We start from the raw sequence: 19,029 nt of genomic DNA, 5'->3' as shown, positions 1-19,029 counted from the left end.
CCGGGCCAGGCGCGCACGGGGCGCACGGGGGGCGCGGGGCGCACGGGGGGCATCGGGAGATCGGCGCGCGCGGGGGGCCGGACGGCCGGGCCGGGACGCCCGGACGGCCCGGCCCGGGTGGGTGGGCGGCCCGGCACCTGCAGGCAGGGTCCGGCGGTGGTGCCCGGCGGGGATCGGGGGCGGCCGGGTGGCCGCCGGCAACGGGGGCGGGCGGCCGGGACGCGGCCCGACGAGACGACAGGCGGTCACCATGAAGATCGTGCAGGCGGCGAACTTCGTCGCGCCGGCCTCCGGCGGCATCCGGACGACGCTGCGCCACCTCGCCGCGGGCTACACGGCGGCCGGTCACGAGGTCGTCCAGATCGTGCCCGGGGAGCATGACGAGGTCGAGCAGCGCCCCGACGCGCTGGTGCTGCGGGTTCGGGCCCCCCGCCTGCCCGGCACCGGCTACCGGGTCATCACCCAGCCGTGGCGGGTGGCGGCCCTGCTCGACCGGGAGCAGCCCGACCGGTTGGAGGTCCACGACCGGGCGACCCTGCGTCCGCTGGGCGGCTGGGCGCGCCGGCACGGCGTGCCGTCCCTGGTCGTCAGCCACGAACGGCTCGACCGGCTGCTCGGCACCTGGACGCCGCCGGCGCTGCGGGGCGTGCTGCCGGTGACGGCGGCGGCCGACCGGGCGAACGCCTCGCTCGCCGCCGGGTTCGACACGGTCGTCACGACGACGGCCTGGGCCGCGGCCGAGTTCGTCCGGCTCGGCACGCCGAATCTGTGCCACATCCCGCTCGGCGTGGAACTCGACCGGTTCCACCCCGATCACCGCGACCGCACGCTGCGCCGGGCGTTCGCCCGGGACCGGGAGGCGCTGCTGGTCGTGGCCAGCCGGCTGGCGCCGGAGAAGCGGGTGGACACCGCCGTCGACGCCGTCGCCGAGCTCGTCCGCCGGCGGGTTCCGGTCCGCCTGGTGATCGCCGGCGACGGGGCCCACCGCGGCCGGTTGGAACGGCGGGCCGCCGGGCTGCCCGTGACCTTCCTCGGCTTCGTCGCCGACCGCGAACGGCTCGCCGGCCTGCTCGCCACCGCTGACCTCGCGCTCGCCCCGGGACCGGTGGAGACGTTCGGACTGGCCGCCCTGGAGGCCCTCGCCAGCGGCACGCCGGTGGTGGTCAACCATGCCAGCGCGCTGGCCGAGCTGGTGGTGCCGGGGGTGGGCGCGATCGCCGCCGGCAGCGGGTTCACGTTCGCCGACGCGGTCGTCGACCTGCTGTCGGTGCCGCCGGCCGGGGAGGCCGACCGGCGCGCGGCGGCGCGGGCCCGGGCCGAGCAGTTCACCTGGTCGGCCGCTGTCGCCGGCTTCCTCACCTGCCACGCCGGGTCGCCGACGGCCGACACCGCCACGGTCGCCGCGCCGGCCCCGGTGCCGCCGGCACCGCCCATGGCCGCCTGAAGGCGGCCCACCGATGGCCGCGGCCCGGTCAGGCCGGCGCCCCCCACCGGCGACACGCTTCGTCGCACTGGGCGACAGCATCACCGTCGGGCTGGGTGACGGAGTCACCATGGGCCGCGAGCACCGCCGCACCGCCACCCACGGCCGTGGCTTCGCCGCCCGGCTCGCCGAACGCCTCGGCCCGCCCGACGCCGTCGACTACACCAACCTCGCCACGACCGGCGCGACGGCCCGCGACGTGCGCACCCGCCAGCTACCGGTCGCGCTCACCTGCGACCCGCAGGTGGCCACCGTGATCGCGGGCATGAACGATGTGCTCAAGCGGACGTTCGACCCGCTGCGCGTGCGTCAGGACCTGGTCTGGACGGTGAGCCGGCTGCGCGCCGGTGGGGCGGTCGTGCTTACCGCGACCCTGCCCGACCCCGGCCGGCTGCTTCCGCTGCCGGCGCCGCTGGCCCGCGTTCTCGCCTACCGGGTCGGACGCCTCAACGCCGCCGTGCGCGCCACCGCCCGGGCCGATCCCGGGGTGCTCGTCGTCGACCTCGGCCGTCATCCGGCCGTGCGCCACCGGTCCAGCTTCGACGTCGACCGGGTCCATCCGGGGCCGCACGGGCACCGGCTGATCGCGCAGGCGTTCGCCCACCGGCTCGCCCAGGCCGGGGTACCACTTGTCGGCGCGCCGTCCGGGCCGGATGCCGCGGGCGGCGCGGACGCCGAGGTCACGGCCCCGGGTGCGCTCCGGCACTCCTACTGGCTGCTCAGCGTCGGCCTGCCCTGGCTCGCCGGTCGGTGCCTGGCCGGCGGCGACCGGCACGCCTATCACACGGAAAATCGGCTCGTGAGCCACCCTCGGCGCGCCTGAGACCCCCTCGATTGCCTACGGTAGGCAATGTGCTTCCCGCCCTGTCAGCCTCGCCCCGGTCCGGCGTCCTCACCGGCTGGGGCAACGCATGGCTTGCCGGGCTCGTCGGACTGGACGACGTCATCACGCAGGTGCACCGCGCGCTCGGCGGCGAGGCGGCGCCGCACACCCTCGGCGACGAGCCGCTTGTCCTCGGTCTCGGCGCCCTGCGCACAGCCGGCGCGCAGCGGCTGCGCCTCGTCCTGCCCGCCCCGGGTGACGTCGCCGGCCTGCCCGGCCCGCCGGAGGTGAACCGCGACGCGATCACCGCGGGTGAGGCCGTCCTCGTCGTCGGGCCGACCCCGCCGCTGCTGCTCGTCCCCAGCGTCGTCGTGCACGGTCCGGCGCTGGAGGGCCGGCTGGAGTCGGTGCACTGGCGGGTGCTGCCCGCGGCCAGGGTGCCGCCGCCCGGCGCCGGGCTGCGCGCCGCCGAGCACGACCTCAGCGACGCGATCCGCACGACCACGGCCGCCCTGGTGCATCTGGACATCGCCAGCGCCCGCCCCGAGGTACTCGCCCTGCTGCGCGACCGCGGCGAGGAGGAACCGGGGCCGGGGCTGGGCCCGGGCCACCCGTCTGCCGCCCACGCCCTGCTCGCCCGGGCGGAGCGGCTGTCGACCCTGCTGGACCTGGCGGCCCGCGACGACGGTGCCGCGGTGACGGCCCACGAGATCGCGCGGCGGTCCGCGGCCCTGCGCAGCCTGTCCGCGGCGGTGCGGCGCGCCTACGAGGCCGCCTACGACGCGTTCGACCCGTCCTGCGCGACGGTGCCGCCGCCGCATTGAACCGGCTCGGGCGCGGGCGCGGGCAGCGCGGTCCCGAGGTAACACGGCCTCAGGTGAACCGGGCCGGGAGGACCGGCGCCGCAAGGACCGGCGCCGGGTGAACCGGTGGGGCCGGTCAGTTCAGCCGGGGGCAGAAGTGGCCCGCGGGGTCGTCGGGGCGACCGCACAGGACGCACGCCGGGCGACCGGCGGCGACGATCGTGCGGGCCCGTTCGATGAAGGCCCGGGCCTGCCGGATGGACAGGCCGACCCGCAGCGAGTCGAGCTCGTCCTCGCTCTCGGGCAGCCGGATCTCCCCGGGCGAGATCCCGGCCGCCTCGACGAACACCCGGTGGCCGTCCCAGGAGACGGTGAGCTGCCCCAGGTGGAAGTCCTCCTGGAACGGCGCGTCCAGCGGGGCGAGATCGATCTCGACGTCCGAGGCGGCCGGAAGCGGTATCCCCTGGGTCTGACCGACCTGGCCGAGCAGCGTGTTCAGCCCCTCGGCGAGCGCCGTGACCTCGGTTTTCTCCAAGCCCACGGTCACGACCTGCCCCCGGCCGGCGGCCTGCAGGAAGAAGACCCTGTCACCGGGCTGGCCCACCGTTCCCACCACGAACCGCTCCGGGGATTCGAACACGTAGCGCTGCATATCTCCGATCGCTCCGTTACCTTCGTTCGCCTCGTCGTCCGGTGCTGGTTGCGTCGTTCCCCATCAGTATCGCCGCATCCGCATGCCGTCCACCCTTCGCGGCGTCCTGGATGGCGCCAGGTGACCGCCGCGGCGGCAGGCAGCAGTGCGCGGCGCACCTCTGCGGCCATGGTCCGAACTCGGTCAGCGCCCGGCGGGGCAGGTCCGGATGCCGGATCTCCTCGACGAGCTCCCGCACCAGCGCGACGAACCGCGGGTCGGTGCCCACCGTGCCGGCGCGCGCCACCGGCAGCCCGACCTGCGCCGCCCGCTGCGCGGCGAGCACGTCGAGATCGTAGGCGACCTCCATGTGATCGCTGACGAAGCCGAGCGGCACGACGACGGCGCCCACCGCCCCGGCGCCGGCGAGCTCGACCAGCCGATCGCCCACGTCCGGCTCCAGCCAGGGCACCGCCGGCGGTCCGCTGCGGCTGCAGTAGGCCAGCTCGACGGGATGGCGGACCCCGGTGACACGCTCGACCCCGGCGGCGATCACTCCCGCCACGGCGCGTAGCTGGCGCGGGTAGGCGTCGCCGTGGGGACCGCTGGCCCACGCCTGCGACAGCGGCAGGGAATGCGCGGTGAACAGCAGGTGGGCGTCGGCCTGCGCCTTCTCGGGCAGCTCGGCCAGCGCGGCGACGCACCGGTCGACCATCGGCTCCACGAAGCCGGGATGGTCGAAGAACAGGCGCAGCTTGATCAGCTCCGGGGCGGCGAGGGCCGGCGGGAGTGCGGCAAGCGCCGCGGCCAGGTTCTCCCGGTACTGGCGGCAGCCCGAGTACGACGAGAACGCCGAGGTGACGAAGCAGGCCGCCCGGCGGACCCCGGCGGCGGCCATCTCGGCGACCGTGTCGGTCAGGTAGGGCGCCCAGTTGCGGTTGCCCCAGTAGACGGGCAGGCCGGGCAGCTCCGCCCGCAGGGCCTCGGCCAGCGCACGGTTCTGGTCGTTGAGCGGGCTGCGTCCGCCGAACATCCGGTACTGCTCGGCGACGACCTCGAGCCGCGACTGCGGGACATCCCGCCCGGCCGTGACGTTGCGTAGAAACGGCAGCACGTCGTCGGGGCCCTCGGGGCCGCCGAAGGAGACCAGCAGCAGCGCGTCGACGTCGCTGGCGACCCCCAGCGTCCCGGGCGTCGCGGGCGTCACGGTCATCGCGGCACGCGGTTGGCGAGGTCGGCCGGGTAGGTCGGGAAGTAGCGGCCGATGGTCGACAGCTCGAACTCCGGCAGGATCGCTCCCGCCGGTTCCCGGGCCAGCAGGTACTCGAACGACGCGCGGACCAGGGCAATCATCCCCGGCTCGTCGCCGACGTCCGTCCCGCTCGCGGCGAGCACCGCGTCGTCGACGGTGACCCGGAACGAAAAGGAGAGACCGGGCACGCCGGGCGAGGTCTCCTCGGCGGCCTCCACGTCGAAGTCGCGGCCACCACGCGGTTCCACCCGGATCACGCTCATCGGACCCACCCCTTCGTGGCTGTGGCTGCGGCGGCCTCGGCGCCACCGCCCAGGACGAGAGCGGTGGGCCAGGACCGACGCCGGGTGACGCCGGCCGCCGCGCACGGCCACGGCTCGACGGCGCGCAGCAAGGCTTCGCCGCCCACGATATCCGTCGGCGACGTCCCTCACCCACCCGCGGGCCCGGCCGGCGTGCGCCGGCGCAGCCCGGCCCGCGGGCCGGCGCCGTGATGTGCGGCCGCGCGGGTCGGTGACCGGCTTGACGAACTGGTCCTATCGGCCGTCGGACCCGTCCGCGCGGCGGCCGTCGGAACTGTCCGCGCGGCGCGAGGGTGCGGCCGGCCGTGGCGCTCGGCCGCGGTCAACCGGGCTGGGAATCAGTGCCCCATGCTCAGTCCGCCGTCGACCGGAATCAACGCACCGCTGATGTACCCGGCCTGGGGCGAGGCCAGGAAGGCGACGAGGGCGGCGACGTCCGCCGGCTCGCCCATCCGCCCGCCGGGCACCTGGGCGGTGAGCGCCGCCCGCTGGGCCTCGGTCAGCGCGTCGGTCATGTCCGTACGGATCGGGCCGGGGGCGACGACGTTGGCGGTGATGTTGCGGGGTGCCAGCTCCCGGGCGAGGGACCGGGCGAAACCGATCAGGCCGGCCTTGGAGGCGGCGTAGTTGGACTGCCCGGGCCCGCCGGTGGACGCGACGACGGAGGAGACGAAGATGAGCCGCCCGCGGCGCATCCGCATCATCGGCCGCGCCGCCCGCTTGGCCACCCGGTACGCGCCGAGCAGGTTCGTGTCGACGACCTCCTGGAAGGCGTCCTCGCTCATCGTGGCCAACAGGGTGTCGCGCACGATGCCCGCGTTCGACACGACGATCTCGACCGGGCCGAACTCGGCCTCGACCTCCGCGAATGCCTTGTCGACGCTCTCGGTGTTGGCGACGTCCATCCGGACGCCGAGCATGCCCTCGGGGGCGGAGCCGCCGCGGCTGGCGACCGCAACCCGGTCTCCCGCGGCGGCGAGCGCGACCGCGCAGGCGGCGCCGATCCCGCGGTTACCACCCGTCACCAGGGCCACGCGACCCTCGTTTTCGACCATGGCCGGATAGTAGCCGGCCGATCCACCGTCTCCGGACCGTCCCGGCCGACGACACACACATCCCGGAGGACCGCGGGGAACCATCACCCCCGTGGTCACCCCTTGGTGGCATCGTGCCCGCGTCGGCGCCGCAGACGTGCGGTGTCCAGATCACCCTCATCCTCACGCCGCGACACGAGCTCGCGCGGTGCGGCGGTGCGGCGGTGCGGCGGTGCGGCGGTGCGGCGGTGCGGCGGTGCGGCGGTGCGGCGGTGCGGCGGTGCGGCGGTGCGGCACGATAGCAGTCATGCGGGTGACGATCCGGGTCCAACCGGGCGCTGGGCGAGCCGGCGTGGGCGGGCGCTGGACGGATCCGCGGGCGGGTGCGATGTTGATCGTCCGGGTGACCGAGCGGGCCGTCGACGGCCGGGCGACCGAGGCCGCCCTGCGCGCCCTGGCCGGCGCGCTCGGTCTGCGCCATCCGCAGGTGCGGCTCGTCCGCGGGGCCACGAGCCGGGTCAAGACCGTCGAGCTCACAGCGCCCGAGGCGGACGAACCGGCGCTGCGCGCCCGCCTCGACCGTCTGCTCGCCGCCGACGACCTCAAGGGGACGGCCAGCACCACGACGGACTGACGGGTCTCGCCCGGCCGCACGGCAGAGCCGGGGCGTCGCCGGTGGGGCGCGCACCGGCGACGCGGGGTCGGCGGAGTTCAGCCCGCGGCACCGCAACCGCCCACGGATGCTGAAATGGTGCGACCACCACGAAACGGGACGCCGGACGCGGGCCCGCCGCGCGTAGTGGACGTGTGTCGCCGATCCGGCCGGCGGCACAACCTCCGGCCCGCACCGCACGTCCGGACATTGGGAGGTCGGTGTCGTGGGACGAAGGCCGGTCATGCGCAGGCCGGAAGTCAGACCGGCGGACGCCCTGCGGGCGCATGCGGGTCGGGGGGAGCTGACCATGGGACCAGACATCCCGGATGCTCCCGACGTCCCCGACGTCCCCGACGCCGCGGACGCCGCAGACGCCCCGGACACCGCCGCGCCGGACGCCGCCCCTCGACCGGGCCAGGAGGACGGCGCGATGGCCCCGGCCCGCCCGCCCCTGCGATCCGGCGCGGACATCCAGCAAGATCGAGACGAGGACTCCATGGTGATGTCGCCGGCCGCCGCTCGCCGCCCCTGGCCCGCCGACGCCGGGGAGCCCACGGGACCACCGGCGGCGCCGGGCGCCGTGGTGCCGGCCGCGCCCCACGGGCCGGCCACGCCTGGCAGACCGGACCTGATCGCCGGTAGCGCACCGGAACCGGTCACGCCGGGCCCGCCCGGTGGGGTACTCGATCTCGCCGCGCTGGCCGCGGTGGAGCGTCGGCTGCGTGCCACCGCCACCGCGGCCGTCGAGGACGGCGTGCGCTCCGGGCGGCGCTCCCCGGCCGCCGCCCGCAGCGAGCGGGCTGGGGTGGCCGCGGCCTCGAGCATCGCCACCGTCCTGTGGTTCGACTCGCTGCGCGCCGAGGATCGGGTCAGCGTGACGCCCCGGGCCGCCGCGCTGGTCCACGCCGTCCATCACGTGCTCGAGGACGCGCGGGTGGCCGGCGACCCGATCGGCGGGCCGGCGGCGGGCGACCCGCCGGCCGGTTGGCTGCGGCCCGACGGCGCGCCGCCTCTGGCGGACTCCCGCCCCCTGCGCGTGCTGGGCGCCGGCAACGTCGGGCCGAGTGGAACGGTGTGGGCGGCGCTGGCCCGCCGGTACGCCGGCGAGCGCTTCGACCGCACCCCGCGGGGACGCCAGATCTGCCTGATCGACTACGCCGAGCTACGCGACCCGGCCGTCTGGGAGACGATCGCCGACGAGCGGGCCGCCCATCTCGGCGAGCTGCTCTGGGTGGTGATGGTGACCGGGACCAGCGTGTCCGCCGCCACCGGCGGCCCCGGCGGGATCGGCGGGCCGGGCCGCGCGGCGCGGCTGTTCGAGGCGGCCGGCTGGCAGGTCCTGACCGTGCGGTACGGCCGTCGGCTCGAGGCGCTGTTCCGGGCGCCCGGCGGCCACGCGCTGCGGTCCCGACTCGACCTGCTCACTCCGGCCGAGTTCCGGGACCTGCTGCACGCCCGCGGGGCGGACCTGCGCCGCCGCCTCGCCGGGCCGGGCACGGCCGGCGCCGGCATCAGCCGGTTGCTGGATACCCTCACCGACGAGCAGATCCTCGCCTGCCTGGGCGATCTGGGCGGGCACGACATCCCGCTGCTGATCGACGCCTTCGACGAGGTGGCCGCGGACCGGCCCACGGTGCTGTTCGCCTACACCGGCGACCGGCTCGCGCCGGAGGACGGCCCGTACCCGGCCGCGGACACCAGCCGCCGCGACCCACCCGCGCCGGCAGCCGCGCAGCTCGCCTCCCGCAACCTCGCCTCCCGCAACGGGGCCGGTGCGGCGACCGACGTCGACGGGGCGGTTGTCGCCCTGTCCCAGGATCCGGCGGCGCGGCGGCTCGCCCGCCACGTCGCGCGTTATCTCGACCGTGCTCCGGTGCCGCTGCGCAGTCCCGCCCCGGTGCCCGCACACGCGGCTGCCCGCCGCTTCCCGGAGCGGATCTCCACCCAGGAGGCGTTCGGGGACCTGCTGCGAGATCTGCCGCGGCTCGCCCCGCAGGCGGCGGCCGCGGTGGTCACGATCAGCACTCGGGCCGCCGATCCCGTGCTCGCCGGCTGGCTGGCCGCCGCCGGCGAGCCTTCCGGCGGCGGCACGGCGTCGCCCGGCAGCACCACCGACCCCGCCTCCAGGGCGGAACCGGCGATCATCGACGCGGTGGGCGGTGTGGGGGGCGGTGTGGGGGGCGCGACCGACCTGATGCGGCCGGGCGGCGCGGATGACGGCGAGGGCGATGCCCCGGCGGGGCGGCATGTGGCCGGCGGACTGTCGGCGGCGGCCTTCGGCGGGGTTCTCGGCTCGCTGGGGGTGGCGTGGAGCCGGCAGGGTCTACCGCTGCTGCCCATCGGGGTCGCCGACGAGGTGTCGGCAGGTCGGGTGCTGCCCGGCTGGCTCGCCGCCGGCAGCGCCGACGCCCGCTCGGTGCTGGCGGTGGCCGACACCGGACTCGACCCGATCACCCGCGCTCTGGCCTGGAACGGCGGCGACGGCGCCCCGGCCGGGATCGCGACGACCTGGGTGCCGGCGTTCGCCCACGATCTCGCCTGGTGCCTGCTGGCGGGGCTCGGCCGGCTGGCCCGACTCGACGGTGCCTCCAGCCTGATCCAGCTCTCCGCCCGCCCGGTGGACCAGCGGCTCGCCGAGCTCCCGGTGGACGCGGACGGCTGGCGCCGCCGTCGCGCCCTGGTGCTCGCCGGCGGCTACCGGCTGCACGAGGGCGGGCCGGCAGCCGCGATCACCCTGGTCGGTGTCGGCCCGGTCATGCCGGAGGTGCTGCGCGCCGCGGCGGAGTTGCGCTCCGGGCTCGGCCACGAGGTGACCGTGGTCTGCCTGACCTCGCCGGGAGCCGTCTTCCAGGCGCTGCAGGCCCGCCGCGGGTTGGCCGAGGGGTCGGACGCGCTGCTCGCCGAGCTCTTCCCGGCCGACCGGCGGTGTCCGATGGTCACCGTTGTCGACGGCGATCCGCGGGCGCTGAGTTTCCTGGCGGGCGTGCACGGCGATCCGATCTCGACGCTCGGCTCAGCCACGCCGCCGCCGGACGCCGCCGGGGCGGCGGTCCGGCCGGGGACCGTACCCGTCACCGTGGACGTGATCGTCGGAACGGCGTTGGACCTGCTCGACGAGACGGCGACCGCCGGCTGATCGGCGGCGGGCCGACCTCGGCCACAACGCCCGCCGGTCGGCCCACCACGGCCCGGCGCGGCCCGGCGCGGGCGGCCGCGCGTCAGACGCCGACCGCGTCAGACGCCGACCGCGTGGACGCCGCCGTCGACGTGGACGATCTCGCCGGTGGTCGCCGGGAACCAGTCCGACAGCAGCGCCACGCACGCCTGGGCCGCGGGTGTCGTGTCGTGGACGCTCCAGCCCAGTGGCGCCCGACCGTCCCAGACATCCTCGAACTGGCTGAAACCCGGGATGCTCTTGGCTGCCATCGTGCGCAGCGGGCCGGCCGCCACCAGGTTCACCCGGACGCCGCGCGGGCCGAGGTCGCGGGCGAGGTAACGGGCCGTGGACGCCAGGCCCGCCTTGGCGACGCCCATCCAGTCGTAGGACGGCCAGGCGACGGAGGCGTCGAAGTCGAGGCCCACCACCGACGCCCGGTCCCCGAACAGGGGCAGGGCCGCCCGGGTCAGGGAGGCCAGCGACCAGGTCGACACCTGCAGGGCAGTGCCGACCTCGGACCAGGCGGCCTCGACGAACGGTTTGCCGCCGAGGACCGACTCGGGGGCGAAACCGATCGCGTGCAGCACCCCGTCCAGACCGTCGACGTGTTCGAGCACCCGCCCGGCGAGACCGGCCAACTGCTCCTCGTCGGTGACGTCCAGCTCGACGACCGGCGCCTCGCTGGGCAGGCGCTTGGCAATGCGCCGCGTCAGCGACAGGCCACGTCCGAATCCGGAGAGAACCACCTGCGCGCCCTGTTCCTGCGCGATACGGGCAACGCTGAACGCGATCGATGCTTCCGTGAGAACACCGGTGACGAGAACGCGCTTACCTTCGAGAAGTCCGCTCATGGGCCGCATCCTGCCAAACATGGCCGCCCGAGTGGGCACACCCGGGCCCGGAAGTCTGCCCCCGTTCCGGTTGGACGACGCCGCGGCCGGCGCACGGCACACGGAGGGCCCCACCCGATATCGAGGGAACGTGGACCAACCGTTGCGGGCTCGTCGATGCGGCGCCGCGGTCCGGTGATCAGGAGCGGCCCAGCCGACGGCGGGTGGTGCGGGTCACCGGCTCGACGAAGCGGGCGGCCAGCGGGCCGATAATCGCCATGAGCAGCACATAGCAGGCGGCGAGGGGCCCCAGTTTCGGTTCGATGCCGGCCGCCACGGCGAGGCCGGCGATCACGATCGAGAACTCGCCGCGCGCGACGAGGGCCGCGCCCGCCCGGAACCGACCCATCGTCCCGATCCCGGCGGAGCGGGCCGCCCACCACCCCGTCATGACCTTTGTCACGACGCCGGCAAGCGCCAGCAGCGACCCGGCAAGCAGCGCCGGGGGAATGTCGGCGGGGGCCGTCTGCATGCCGAAGAAGACGAAGAAGACGGCCGCGAACAGATCCCGCAGCGGCCGGAGCACCTCCTGCGCCCCCTCGGCCACGGGACCGGACAGAGCGATGCCGACGAGAAACGCGCCGACGGCGGAGGACACCTGCATCCGCTGGGCGAGGCCGGCCACGAGCAGCGCCAGCCCCAGCGCCCGCAGCAGCAGGACCTCGTCGTCGCGGTCCGCCGACGGGTTGAACACCAGACGGGTCACCTTGTCGCTGTGCCGCAGCGCGACATAGAGGACGGCGACGAGCAGGCCGAGGGCGATCGCCACCGTCAGCGACCCACGGGCGAAGCTGTGGTGGGCCAGCAGCGCGGTCAGGATCGGCAGGTACACGGCCATCGCCAGGTCCTCGAGCACGAGGACGGACAGCACGACCGGCGTCTCCCGGTTACCGAGCCGACCGAGGTCGCCGAGGACCTTCGCGATGATCCCGGACGAGGAGATCGCCGTCACCCCGCCGAGGACCACCGCCGCCGTCGGACCCCAGCCCAGCACGAACGCCGCCACGACGCCCGGGGTGGCGTTCAGGACGAGGTCGAAGACCCCGGCGCGGGCCTGTTTACGCAGGCCGGACAGCAGCTCGCCGGCGGTGTACTCCAGCCCGAGGGTGAGCAGCAGCAGGACGACGCCGATCTCGGCGCCGACGCTGATGAACTCCTCACTGGCGCCGAGCGGCAGCAGCCCGCCGTGACCGAACGCCAGGCCACCGACGAGATAGAGCGGGATGGGGGAGATTCCGACGCGCAGCGCCAGATGTCCGAGGATGCCGAGGGAGAACAGAACTCCCCCGAGCTCGAGGAAGGTCGTCGCGGTGGAATGCACTCGATCCGGCCAACCCGCTCGTCAGCCGGAGTGGAGCAACGCGGCGACGGACGCCGTGTTCTCCGGGGTCCCGACGACGACCACGATGTCCCCGGCCTCGAACCGGAAGTCCGGCCGGGGGGAGGCGTGGACGATCTGGTCACGGACGACGGCGACGATGGAGGCGCCGGTGCGGGTGCGGGCCTGGGTGTCGCCCAGCGGGCGGCCCGCGAAGGGCGAATCGGGCAGGATCGCGATCTGCTCGCCGACCAGCCCGGCGAACGCGCTGCTGATGTCGGCCAGCTTCTCGACGATGTGCGGCGCACCCAGCAGCTCCGAGAGCGCGTCGCTCTCCTCCGCCGTGAGCGGGATGGAGTCCCGGGAGGAGTCGGGATCGTCGGGATCGTAGATGACAAGATCACGCCGCCCGTAATGATGGGACACGACCCCCAGCCGACGGCCACTGCGCGTCTGGAAGTCATGCCGCAACCCGATGCCGGGGAGCGCGGTCTCCTCGATCTCCACAACAACCCTTTCCGCGCCTTGTTGACCCGCTCGTCCGCAGGAAGCTCCTGGTGAGCCGCCTTTGCCACCCTAACCAACGATCCGGGGACGCTCCTGGTTCGCGCCGCGGGCGGGAACGCGGCTCAGCTCACGGAGCCGGACTCGGCGATTCGGGCCACGATTGTGGTGCGCGGCGCGTTGCAACGGGGTAGCGACGACGAGGTCGATGACGCCCGAACGGCATCCGCCCGGACGCCACGGCCGGAACCGGCGCCAGGAACCACCGCCACCAGCAACCACCATGGACCCGTGGGGACCGGCGCGCATCCCGTCCCACCCGCCCCACCCCGTCCCACCCCGTCCAGGGAGAGTCGCCGCCTGTGCTGACCCAAAGCGCCCGACTGCTGCGCAGGATCGCCCTCACCGTGCTGGGGATCGTGGTCCTCGGCGTCGGCATCGCGATGCTCGTCCTGCCCGGTCCGGGCTTCCTCGTCGTCGCCCTCGGGTTCTTCGTCCTGAGCCTGGAGTACGAGTGGGCACGCAGCCGCTTCGAGCGGGCCCGGCGCAAGGCCGCCGACCTCGCCGACCAGGCGGCCGCCAACCGGTTCTCGTCGGCGTTCACGATCCTGTTCGGGCTCGGCATGATCGCCGCGGGCATCGTGTGGATCGTCGTCGACACCCTGCCCGCCTCGTCGCCCTGGAGCGGCGGGAGCCTGATCTTCAGCGGGCTCGTCGTGCTGGCGACGATGATCGTCAGCCTCTGGCAGGCCAAGCAGGCGCGGGACGCCGGTCTACCCACCCCCGCCGAACTCCTCGAGCAGCACGACCAGGAGCAGCACGACCGGGAGCAGCGGGATCAGGAGGAGGAGTGGGCGGCCACCGAGCCCGTCACTGGCCCTGGGTCTCCTGGCTGATGCCGACCACGCCCGGCTGGTCGTGCACGCACTTGTACACCGCCGCACGGTCGGCCGTCGACGCCTTCGCGACGTCGTAGCGCAGCGGATACGCCCTGCTGACGGCGAGGTTGTTGCGGTCCTTCGGTTCCTGGATCGCGCGCCCCACCGAGGGACACGCGGCGCGCACGGCCTCCTTCTGCGCCGCCGTCGCCTCCGGGGTGAAGTAGACCACGGCCTCCTGCTTGGGGGGTGGCCCGCTCAGCGTCGCGTAGATCCCGAACACGATCAGACCGACGGCCGCAAGGGTGATCGCCACCACCGCCGTGCGGCGCCGGGGATCGACCAGATACCGCGCGGCGCGGGTGGCGGCGGTGGGCGGCGAAGAGGCCACGTCGTGAGTCCTGTCACATCGGGGAAGGAATTCTGGTCCGGATTACGGGTGGACCACCACGAAGTCCGGACCCCCAAACTAGCCGGCCGGCGCAGTCCGTAAGGTGAACGCCTTTGTGAGGCTCGGCGACCTCCGCCACGTGTGACCGCCTCCTCTGTCCGGCCCATCTGCCGGGCGGGGGGCGCGAGCCCGCCCCGGGCGCGCGCATCGGCACACCGTCGACCGGCGGCGCCCGCCCACGATCGGGTCCAACGACGGGCCACCCGCGATGGGCCACATCCGATGACGCCGGCAACGGCGTTCATCCCACATCCGGCGATCATCACCGTCCGATGATCGCGACCAGCGAAACCATGGGAGCGAGGAACAGGTCGTGCCATCCCTGATCGAGGACTACGCGCTGATCGGCGACACCCACTCCGCGGCACTCGTGGCGCGCACGGGCTCGATCGACTGGCTGTGCCTGCCCCGGTTCGACTCACCGTCCTGCTTCGCCGCGTTGCTCGGTGACGCCGACGACGGGCACTGGCAGATCGCCCCGGTCGAGCCGGTCCTCGGCGTCAGCCGCCGCTACCGCGGCGACACCCTGGTACTGGAGACGGACATGACCACCGCCTCCGGCACCGTGCGCATCGTCGACGCGATGTTTCCCCACGCCGGCACCCACACGGTGCTGCGCCTCGTCGAGTGTCTCGAGGGCGCCGTCCACATGCGCTCGGAGACCCGGTTCCGGTTCGACTACGGCTCGATCGTGCCGTGGGTGCGCCGCGTCGACGAGCACACCATGTCCGCCGTCGCCGGTCCCGACGCCGTCACCCTGCGCACCACCGCCCCGATGGAGGGGCACGACATGGCCACCTACGCCGACTTCCACGTCGCGGCCGGCCAGTCGGTGCCCTTCTCGCTGACCTGGACGCCGTCGCACCAGACGCCACCGCCGGTCCACGACGTCCGCCGCATGATCACCCTCACCGAGGCGTGGTGGTCGGACTGGATGGCCGGCTGCACCTACGACGGCCAGTGGCAGCCCGCCGTGCGCCGCTCGCTGATCACCCTCAAGGCCCTGACCTACGCCCCGACCGGCGGCATCGTCGCGGCCGTCACCACCTCCCTGCCGGAGCACATCGGCGGGGTGCGCAACTGGGACTACCGGTACTGCTGGCTGCGCGACGCGACCATCACCCTGCTCGCCCTGCTCGACGCCGGGTTCACCAGCGAGGCGACCGCCTGGCGGGAATGGCTGCTGCGCGCGGTCGCGGGCGACCCGTCCCGGGTGCAGATCATGTACGGCGTCGGGGGGGAACGCCGACTGCCCGAGTACGAGGTGCCCTGGCTCGCCGGCTACGAGAACTCCTCCCCCGTCCGGGTCGGCAACGCCGCCGTCGACCAGTTCCAGCTCGACGTCTACGGCGAGGTCCTCGACGCCCTGCACGTCGCGCGGGTCGCGGTCGCCAACCGGCGGCCGTCCGTGCCCGGACTCGTCCTGCCCGGCGGGCAGGCGCTCGCCGACCACCACGGCGACGACTCCTGGCCGCTGCAGACCAAGCTGATGGACTTCCTGGAGACCGGCTGGCGCAAGACCGACGAGGGCATCTGGGAGGTCCGCGGGCCACGCCGGCACTTCGTCCACTCGAAGGTGATGGCCTGGGTCGCGGCCGACCGGGCCGTGCGCGGCATCGTCGAGTCCGGACTGCCCGGCCCCGTGGAACGCTGGTCCGCGCTGCGCGACGAGATCCACACCGAGGTCTGCGCGCGGGGCTTCGACTCCGACCGCAACACCTTCACCCAGTTCTACGGCTCCCGCGAGCTCGACGCGGCGCTGCTGTACATGCCGCTGGTCGGCTTCCTGCCGGCGACCGATCCCCGGGTCGTCGGCACGGTCGCGTCGATCGAACGGGAACTGATGGAGGACGGCTTCGTCCTGCGTTACCCGACCGCCGAGGACGGCGCGGTCGACGGGCTGCCCGCCGGCGAGGGCGCCTTCCTCGCCTGCACCTTCTGGCTCGCCGACAACTACGCGCTGTCCGGACGGGTGCACGAGGCCCAGGAGCTGTTCGAACGCCTGCTGTCACTGCGCAACGACGTCGGCCTGCTCGCCGAGGAGTACGACCCCCGGCTCGGGCGGATGACCGGCAACTTCCCGCAGGCGTTCAGCCACGTGCCGCTGGTCAACACGGCGCGCACGCTCACCGACGCGCTGCGCGGGGTGCCCCGCTCGCGCACCGACCGCGCGCACCCGCCGGGCCACTTCTTCGGCTGAGCCGCCCGGCGGCGGCACGGCGGCACGGCGGTGGCACGGCGGTGGGGTGGTCCTGCGGGTCGTGCCGCGCCGGATTCGCCGCACGGCCGCCGGCCGGACTACCAGTTCGTCACACAGCGTGCATGCCGATACTTGTTCCGTACTGTCGGCGTGGCGGAGGACTCCAGCCGATCGACGAGGAGCAGGGGGCGGGGCGTGGCAGGTCGGATCGCGGTGATCGGCGGCGGCATTCTCGGACTGGCGGTGGCCCGGCGTCTTGGCCAGGTCGAACCGGGAGCGACGGTGACCGTGTTCGAGAAGGAGCCCGACGTCGCCCGGCACCAGACCGGACGCAACAGCGGCGTCGTCCACGCCGGCCTCTACTACGTCCCGGGCTCGCTGAAGGCCACCCTGTGCCGGCGCGGCGTCGGCCTGCTGCGCGAGTTCTGCGACACCCACGACCTCCGCTACGACGAGTGCGGCAAGGTCGTCGTCGCGGTCGACGACAGCGAACTGGAGCGGTTGGCCGCGATCGAGAAGCGCGCGGAGGCCAACGGAGTCCCCCGGACCCGCATGCTCGACGCCGCCGAGCTGCGGACGATCGAACCGCATGCCCGGGGGGTCGCCGCCCTGCACTCCCCCACCACCGCGATCGTCGACTATCCCGGGGTCGCGCAGGCGCTCCGCAAGGAGATCATCGCCGCGGGCGGCACGGTGCGCACCGGGGCCGAGGTGATCGGCGTCGACGAGCGGCCGGACGGGGTGCACCTGCGCCTGACCGTCGCCGGCTCCGCCAGCGCCCGACCCAACGGCAATCACGAGGTGGCCGCCCAGGACGGCGGGCGGGTCTCGGTCGTCTCCGAGCGCGTCGGTCCGTTCGATCTGCTGATCGCCTGCGCGGGGCTGCAGTCCGACCTGGTGGCGACCTTCACCGGCGAGGACCCGTCCCCGCAGATCGTTCCCTTCCGAGGTGACTACTGGCTGCTGCGCCCGCAGCGGCGGGACCTCGTCCGCGGGCTCATCTATCCGGTGCCGGATCCGCGCTACCCCTTCCTCGGCATCCACCTCACCAAGCGGATCGACGGGGAGGTCCTGGTCGGGCCCAACGCGGTGCTCGCCACCGCCCGCGAGGGCTACACGGTCGGCACCGTCCAGGGCAGCGATCTGCGTCGGACCCTCACCTGGCCGGGCTTCCACAAGATGGCCAGGACGCACTGGAAGACCGGCGCGAAGGAGATCCTGCACACCGTCAGCAAGCGGGCATTCGTCGCGGAGGCCCGGCGCTACGTGCCCGAACTGCGGACCACGGACGTGGTACGCGGTCCGGCAGGGGTGCGGGCCCAGGCCGTGGCCCGGGACGGCAGCCTCGTCGACGACTTCGTCCTGTCGCACACCGGTCGGGTCGTCCACGTGCGCAACGCCCCGTCGCCGGGGGCGACCGCCTCGCTCGCGATCGCGGAGCACATCGTCAGCAAGGTCGTGCCCGAGCGGGCGAGCTGATGTCGGCCACTCACCGGGCAGGAACCGAGCTGTCCCGACGTTGGCGTGCCGCGCGACCGGCCTCAGCGGTGACTCACCTGGACTCGGCCGCCGCCGCCCGGCCCAGCCAGGCGACTCTCGACGCTCAGATCGCCCACCTGCGGCGTGAAGGCGAACGCGGCGCGTACGTCGCCGAGATGGAGGTCGGCGAGGTCCTGCACTCCGCGCGGGCGGCACTCGCCGACCTCCTGGGGCCCGGGCTCGGCCCCGACGAGGTCGCCTTTCACCATTCGGCCAGCACCGCCTTCGCCGCACTGCTCACCGCCTGGCCGCTGCCCCCGAGAGGCAGAGTCGGGATTCTCCCGAGCGAGTACGGCTCCAACACGCTCGTGCTCGAGGCCCGAGCGCGACAGGCTCCACTCGAGCTGATCAATCTGCCCGTCGACCCGCAGGGCGTGATCGACCTCGACGCCCTCGACAGGGTGGGAATGCCCACCCCCGGGGCGGCCCGTCCGCTCGGGCTCGACGAGCTGGATCTCGTCGTCCTGCCGCATGTCCCCAGCCAACGCGGCATCGTGCAGCCGGCCGTCGAGATCGGCCGGCGCTGCGCCGCCGCCGGGGTGCCGCTCATCCTCGACGTCGCCCAGTCGCTCGGCCAGCTCGATGTCTCGCACGTCCACGCCAGCGCCTACGTGGGAACGTCACGCAAATGGCTGTGCGGCCCGCGGGGCACCGGCTTCCTCGCCGTGCGGGGGGACCTGGCCGAGCGCATCAGCGTCGCGGTTCCGAGTCTTTACAGCATGGGTCAGGGCGAGGACGGCCGGCCGATTCCCCTGCCCGGCCTGGCCCGGNTGGGCATCGGTGAAGCCTCGATAGCGTCCCGGGTCGGTCTCGCCCACGCGCTTTCCGAGCTGCTCGCCAGCGATCCCCCGCTCGTGTTCGCCCGCATCGTGTACCTCGCCTCCTATGGGCGACGCGTCCTGGACGGTGCCGGCGCATGGCGGGTGCGCGAGCAGCCGGACTCGCCGACCGGCATCGTCACGCTGGAACCACCACCCGGCGTGGACCCGGTGGCCGTCCGCGATCGTCTCTACCGGCAGGAGGCGATCCTCACCAGCGCCATCCCGGTCCAGCGAAGCCGCGATCTCGAGGGACCGGTGCTGCGGGTGAGCGCCCACGTGTACAACGAT

Annotated in this window: 16 protein-coding genes and 1 pseudogene; 9 read left to right on the top strand and 8 right to left on the bottom strand. The window is 74.4% G+C overall.

Features of this window, described 5'->3' with window-relative positions:
* Positions 1 to 250 precede the first annotated feature (250 nt).
* Genes UK82_RS16500 through UK82_RS16490 form a run of 3 tightly spaced genes read left to right on the top strand, consistent with a single transcriptional unit; the run spans position 251 to position 3,130 of the window.
* Positions 251 to 1,444 (top strand): glycosyltransferase, encoded by a 1,194-nt coding sequence (locus tag UK82_RS16500; protein ID WP_044884769.1) that lies wholly within the window; start codon positions 251 to 253, stop codon positions 1,442 to 1,444.
* Positions 1,445 to 1,457: 13 nt separating this feature from the next.
* Positions 1,458 to 2,306, top strand: a complete 849-nt coding sequence (locus tag UK82_RS16495; RefSeq protein ID WP_044884687.1) for an SGNH/GDSL hydrolase family protein — start codon at positions 1,458 to 1,460, stop codon at positions 2,304 to 2,306.
* A gap of 29 nt (positions 2,307 to 2,335) precedes the next feature.
* Entirely contained in the window at positions 2,336 to 3,130 is a 795-nt protein-coding gene (locus tag UK82_RS16490; RefSeq protein WP_173667302.1) for a hypothetical protein, read from the top strand.
* A 115-nt stretch (positions 3,131 to 3,245) separates the two neighbouring features.
* Here the strand turns inward: UK82_RS16490 and UK82_RS16485 are convergent, their stop codons facing one another.
* The 4 genes from UK82_RS16485 to fabG all read right to left on the bottom strand — a co-directional run bounded on the left by UK82_RS16485 (position 3,246) and on the right by fabG (position 6,349).
* Positions 3,246 to 3,761: a DUF3090 domain-containing protein gene (locus tag UK82_RS16485; RefSeq protein ID WP_011605634.1), complete on the bottom strand. Its 516-nt coding sequence runs from the start codon at positions 3,759 to 3,761 to the stop codon at positions 3,246 to 3,248.
* A 16-nt stretch (positions 3,762 to 3,777) separates the two neighbouring features.
* The gene (locus UK82_RS16480) at positions 3,778 to 4,953 is read right to left on the bottom strand and encodes a ferrochelatase (RefSeq protein WP_055408012.1); all 1,176 of its coding nucleotides are present in this window, start codon (positions 4,951 to 4,953) and stop codon (positions 3,778 to 3,780) included.
* Complete coding sequence (locus UK82_RS16475; RefSeq protein WP_044884689.1) at positions 4,950 to 5,255, bottom strand: hypothetical protein; 306 nt, start codon at positions 5,253 to 5,255, stop codon at positions 4,950 to 4,952. Before UK82_RS16475 ends, UK82_RS16480 begins: the two co-directional genes overlap by 4 nt.
* Positions 5,256 to 5,632: 377 nt before the next feature.
* Positions 5,633 to 6,349, bottom strand: a complete 717-nt coding sequence (gene fabG / locus UK82_RS16470) for a 3-oxoacyl-ACP reductase FabG (protein ID WP_035920461.1) — start codon at positions 6,347 to 6,349, stop codon at positions 5,633 to 5,635.
* Between the two features lie 286 nt (positions 6,350 to 6,635).
* On the opposite strand from fabG, the gene UK82_RS16465 reads away from it, so the two are divergent.
* Together UK82_RS16465 and UK82_RS16460 are read left to right on the top strand one after the other, a co-directional pair.
* On the top strand, positions 6,636 to 6,962 hold the full coding sequence (locus UK82_RS16465; RefSeq protein WP_044884690.1) for a DUF167 family protein: 327 nt from the start codon (positions 6,636 to 6,638) through the stop codon (positions 6,960 to 6,962).
* A gap of 262 nt (positions 6,963 to 7,224) precedes the next feature.
* Entirely contained in the window at positions 7,225 to 10,119 is a 2,895-nt protein-coding gene (locus UK82_RS16460; protein ID WP_396230573.1) for a pyruvate dehydrogenase, read from the top strand.
* 98 nt (positions 10,120 to 10,217) lie between these two features.
* On the opposite strand, the gene fabI is transcribed toward UK82_RS16460, so the two are convergent.
* From fabI to UK82_RS16445, 3 genes are all read right to left on the bottom strand, one after another.
* A complete protein-coding gene (fabI, locus tag UK82_RS16455) occupies positions 10,218 to 10,991 on the bottom strand; it encodes an enoyl-ACP reductase FabI (protein WP_044884692.1) in 774 nt (257 codons plus the stop codon).
* A 178-nt stretch (positions 10,992 to 11,169) separates the two neighbouring features.
* Positions 11,170 to 12,351, bottom strand: coding sequence for a cation:proton antiporter (locus tag UK82_RS16450; protein ID WP_044884693.1), 1,182 nt, complete (start codon positions 12,349 to 12,351; stop codon positions 11,170 to 11,172).
* A 21-nt stretch (positions 12,352 to 12,372) separates the two neighbouring features.
* Positions 12,373 to 12,855, bottom strand: a complete 483-nt coding sequence (locus tag UK82_RS16445) for a cation:proton antiporter regulatory subunit (protein ID WP_044884694.1) — start codon at positions 12,853 to 12,855, stop codon at positions 12,373 to 12,375.
* A 359-nt stretch (positions 12,856 to 13,214) separates the two neighbouring features.
* Here UK82_RS16445 and UK82_RS16440 point away from each other — a divergent pair, with 359 nt between their 5' ends.
* Positions 13,215 to 13,748 (top strand): PGPGW domain-containing protein, encoded by a 534-nt coding sequence (locus UK82_RS16440; RefSeq protein ID WP_055408009.1) that lies wholly within the window; start codon positions 13,215 to 13,217, stop codon positions 13,746 to 13,748.
* Here the strand turns inward: UK82_RS16440 and UK82_RS16435 are convergent.
* Entirely contained in the window at positions 13,723 to 14,121 is a 399-nt protein-coding gene (locus UK82_RS16435; protein ID WP_055408008.1) for a hypothetical protein, read from the bottom strand. The genes UK82_RS16440 and UK82_RS16435 overlap by 26 nt on opposite strands.
* 373 nt (positions 14,122 to 14,494) lie before the next feature.
* On the opposite strand from UK82_RS16435, the gene UK82_RS16430 reads away from it, so the two are divergent.
* From UK82_RS16430 to UK82_RS16420, 3 genes and pseudogenes are all read left to right on the top strand, one after another.
* Complete coding sequence (locus UK82_RS16430) at positions 14,495 to 16,381, top strand: glycoside hydrolase family 15 protein (RefSeq protein WP_044884697.1); 1,887 nt, start codon at positions 14,495 to 14,497, stop codon at positions 16,379 to 16,381.
* A 195-nt stretch (positions 16,382 to 16,576) separates the two neighbouring features.
* Positions 16,577 to 17,860 (top strand): L-2-hydroxyglutarate oxidase, encoded by a 1,284-nt coding sequence (gene lhgO / locus UK82_RS16425; RefSeq protein WP_044884698.1) that lies wholly within the window; start codon positions 16,577 to 16,579, stop codon positions 17,858 to 17,860.
* Positions 17,860 to 18,690, top strand: a pseudogene (locus UK82_RS16420) (aminotransferase class V-fold PLP-dependent enzyme); the annotation flags it as partial. The gene lhgO and the pseudogene UK82_RS16420, both read left to right, overlap by 1 nt.
* Between the last annotated feature and the right edge of the window lie 339 nt (positions 18,691 to 19,029).

It is taken from the genome of Frankia sp. ACN1ag (assembly GCF_001414035.1).
GTDB classification, from domain to species: Bacteria; Actinomycetota; Actinomycetes; order Frankiales; family Frankiaceae; genus Frankia; species Frankia torreyi.
Note: the sequence above shows the minus strand (reverse complement) of the source record. Positions and strands in the feature narration are given on the sequence as shown.

Coding starts and splice junctions, on each gene's coding strand:
- UK82_RS16500 (WP_044884769.1), top strand. CDS start 251: ATGAAGATCGTGCAGGCGGCGAACTTCGTCGCGCCGGCCTCCGGCGGC.
- UK82_RS16495 (WP_044884687.1), top strand. CDS start 1,458: ATGGCCGCGGCCCGGTCAGGCCGGCGCCCCCCACCGGCGACACGCTTC.
- UK82_RS16485 (WP_011605634.1), bottom strand. CDS start 3,761: ATGCAGCGCTACGTGTTCGAATCCCCGGAGCGGTTCGTGGTGGGAACG.
- UK82_RS16480 (WP_055408012.1), bottom strand. CDS start 4,953: ATGACCGTGACGCCCGCGACGCCCGGGACGCTGGGGGTCGCCAGCGAC.
- UK82_RS16475 (WP_044884689.1), bottom strand. CDS start 5,255: ATGAGCGTGATCCGGGTGGAACCGCGTGGTGGCCGCGACTTCGACGTG.
- fabG (WP_035920461.1), bottom strand. CDS start 6,349: ATGGTCGAAAACGAGGGTCGCGTGGCCCTGGTGACGGGTGGTAACCGC.
- UK82_RS16465 (WP_044884690.1), top strand. CDS start 6,636: ATGCGGGTGACGATCCGGGTCCAACCGGGCGCTGGGCGAGCCGGCGTG.
- UK82_RS16460 (WP_396230573.1), top strand. CDS start 7,225: ATGCGCAGGCCGGAAGTCAGACCGGCGGACGCCCTGCGGGCGCATGCG.
- fabI (WP_044884692.1), bottom strand. CDS start 10,991: ATGAGCGGACTTCTCGAAGGTAAGCGCGTTCTCGTCACCGGTGTTCTC.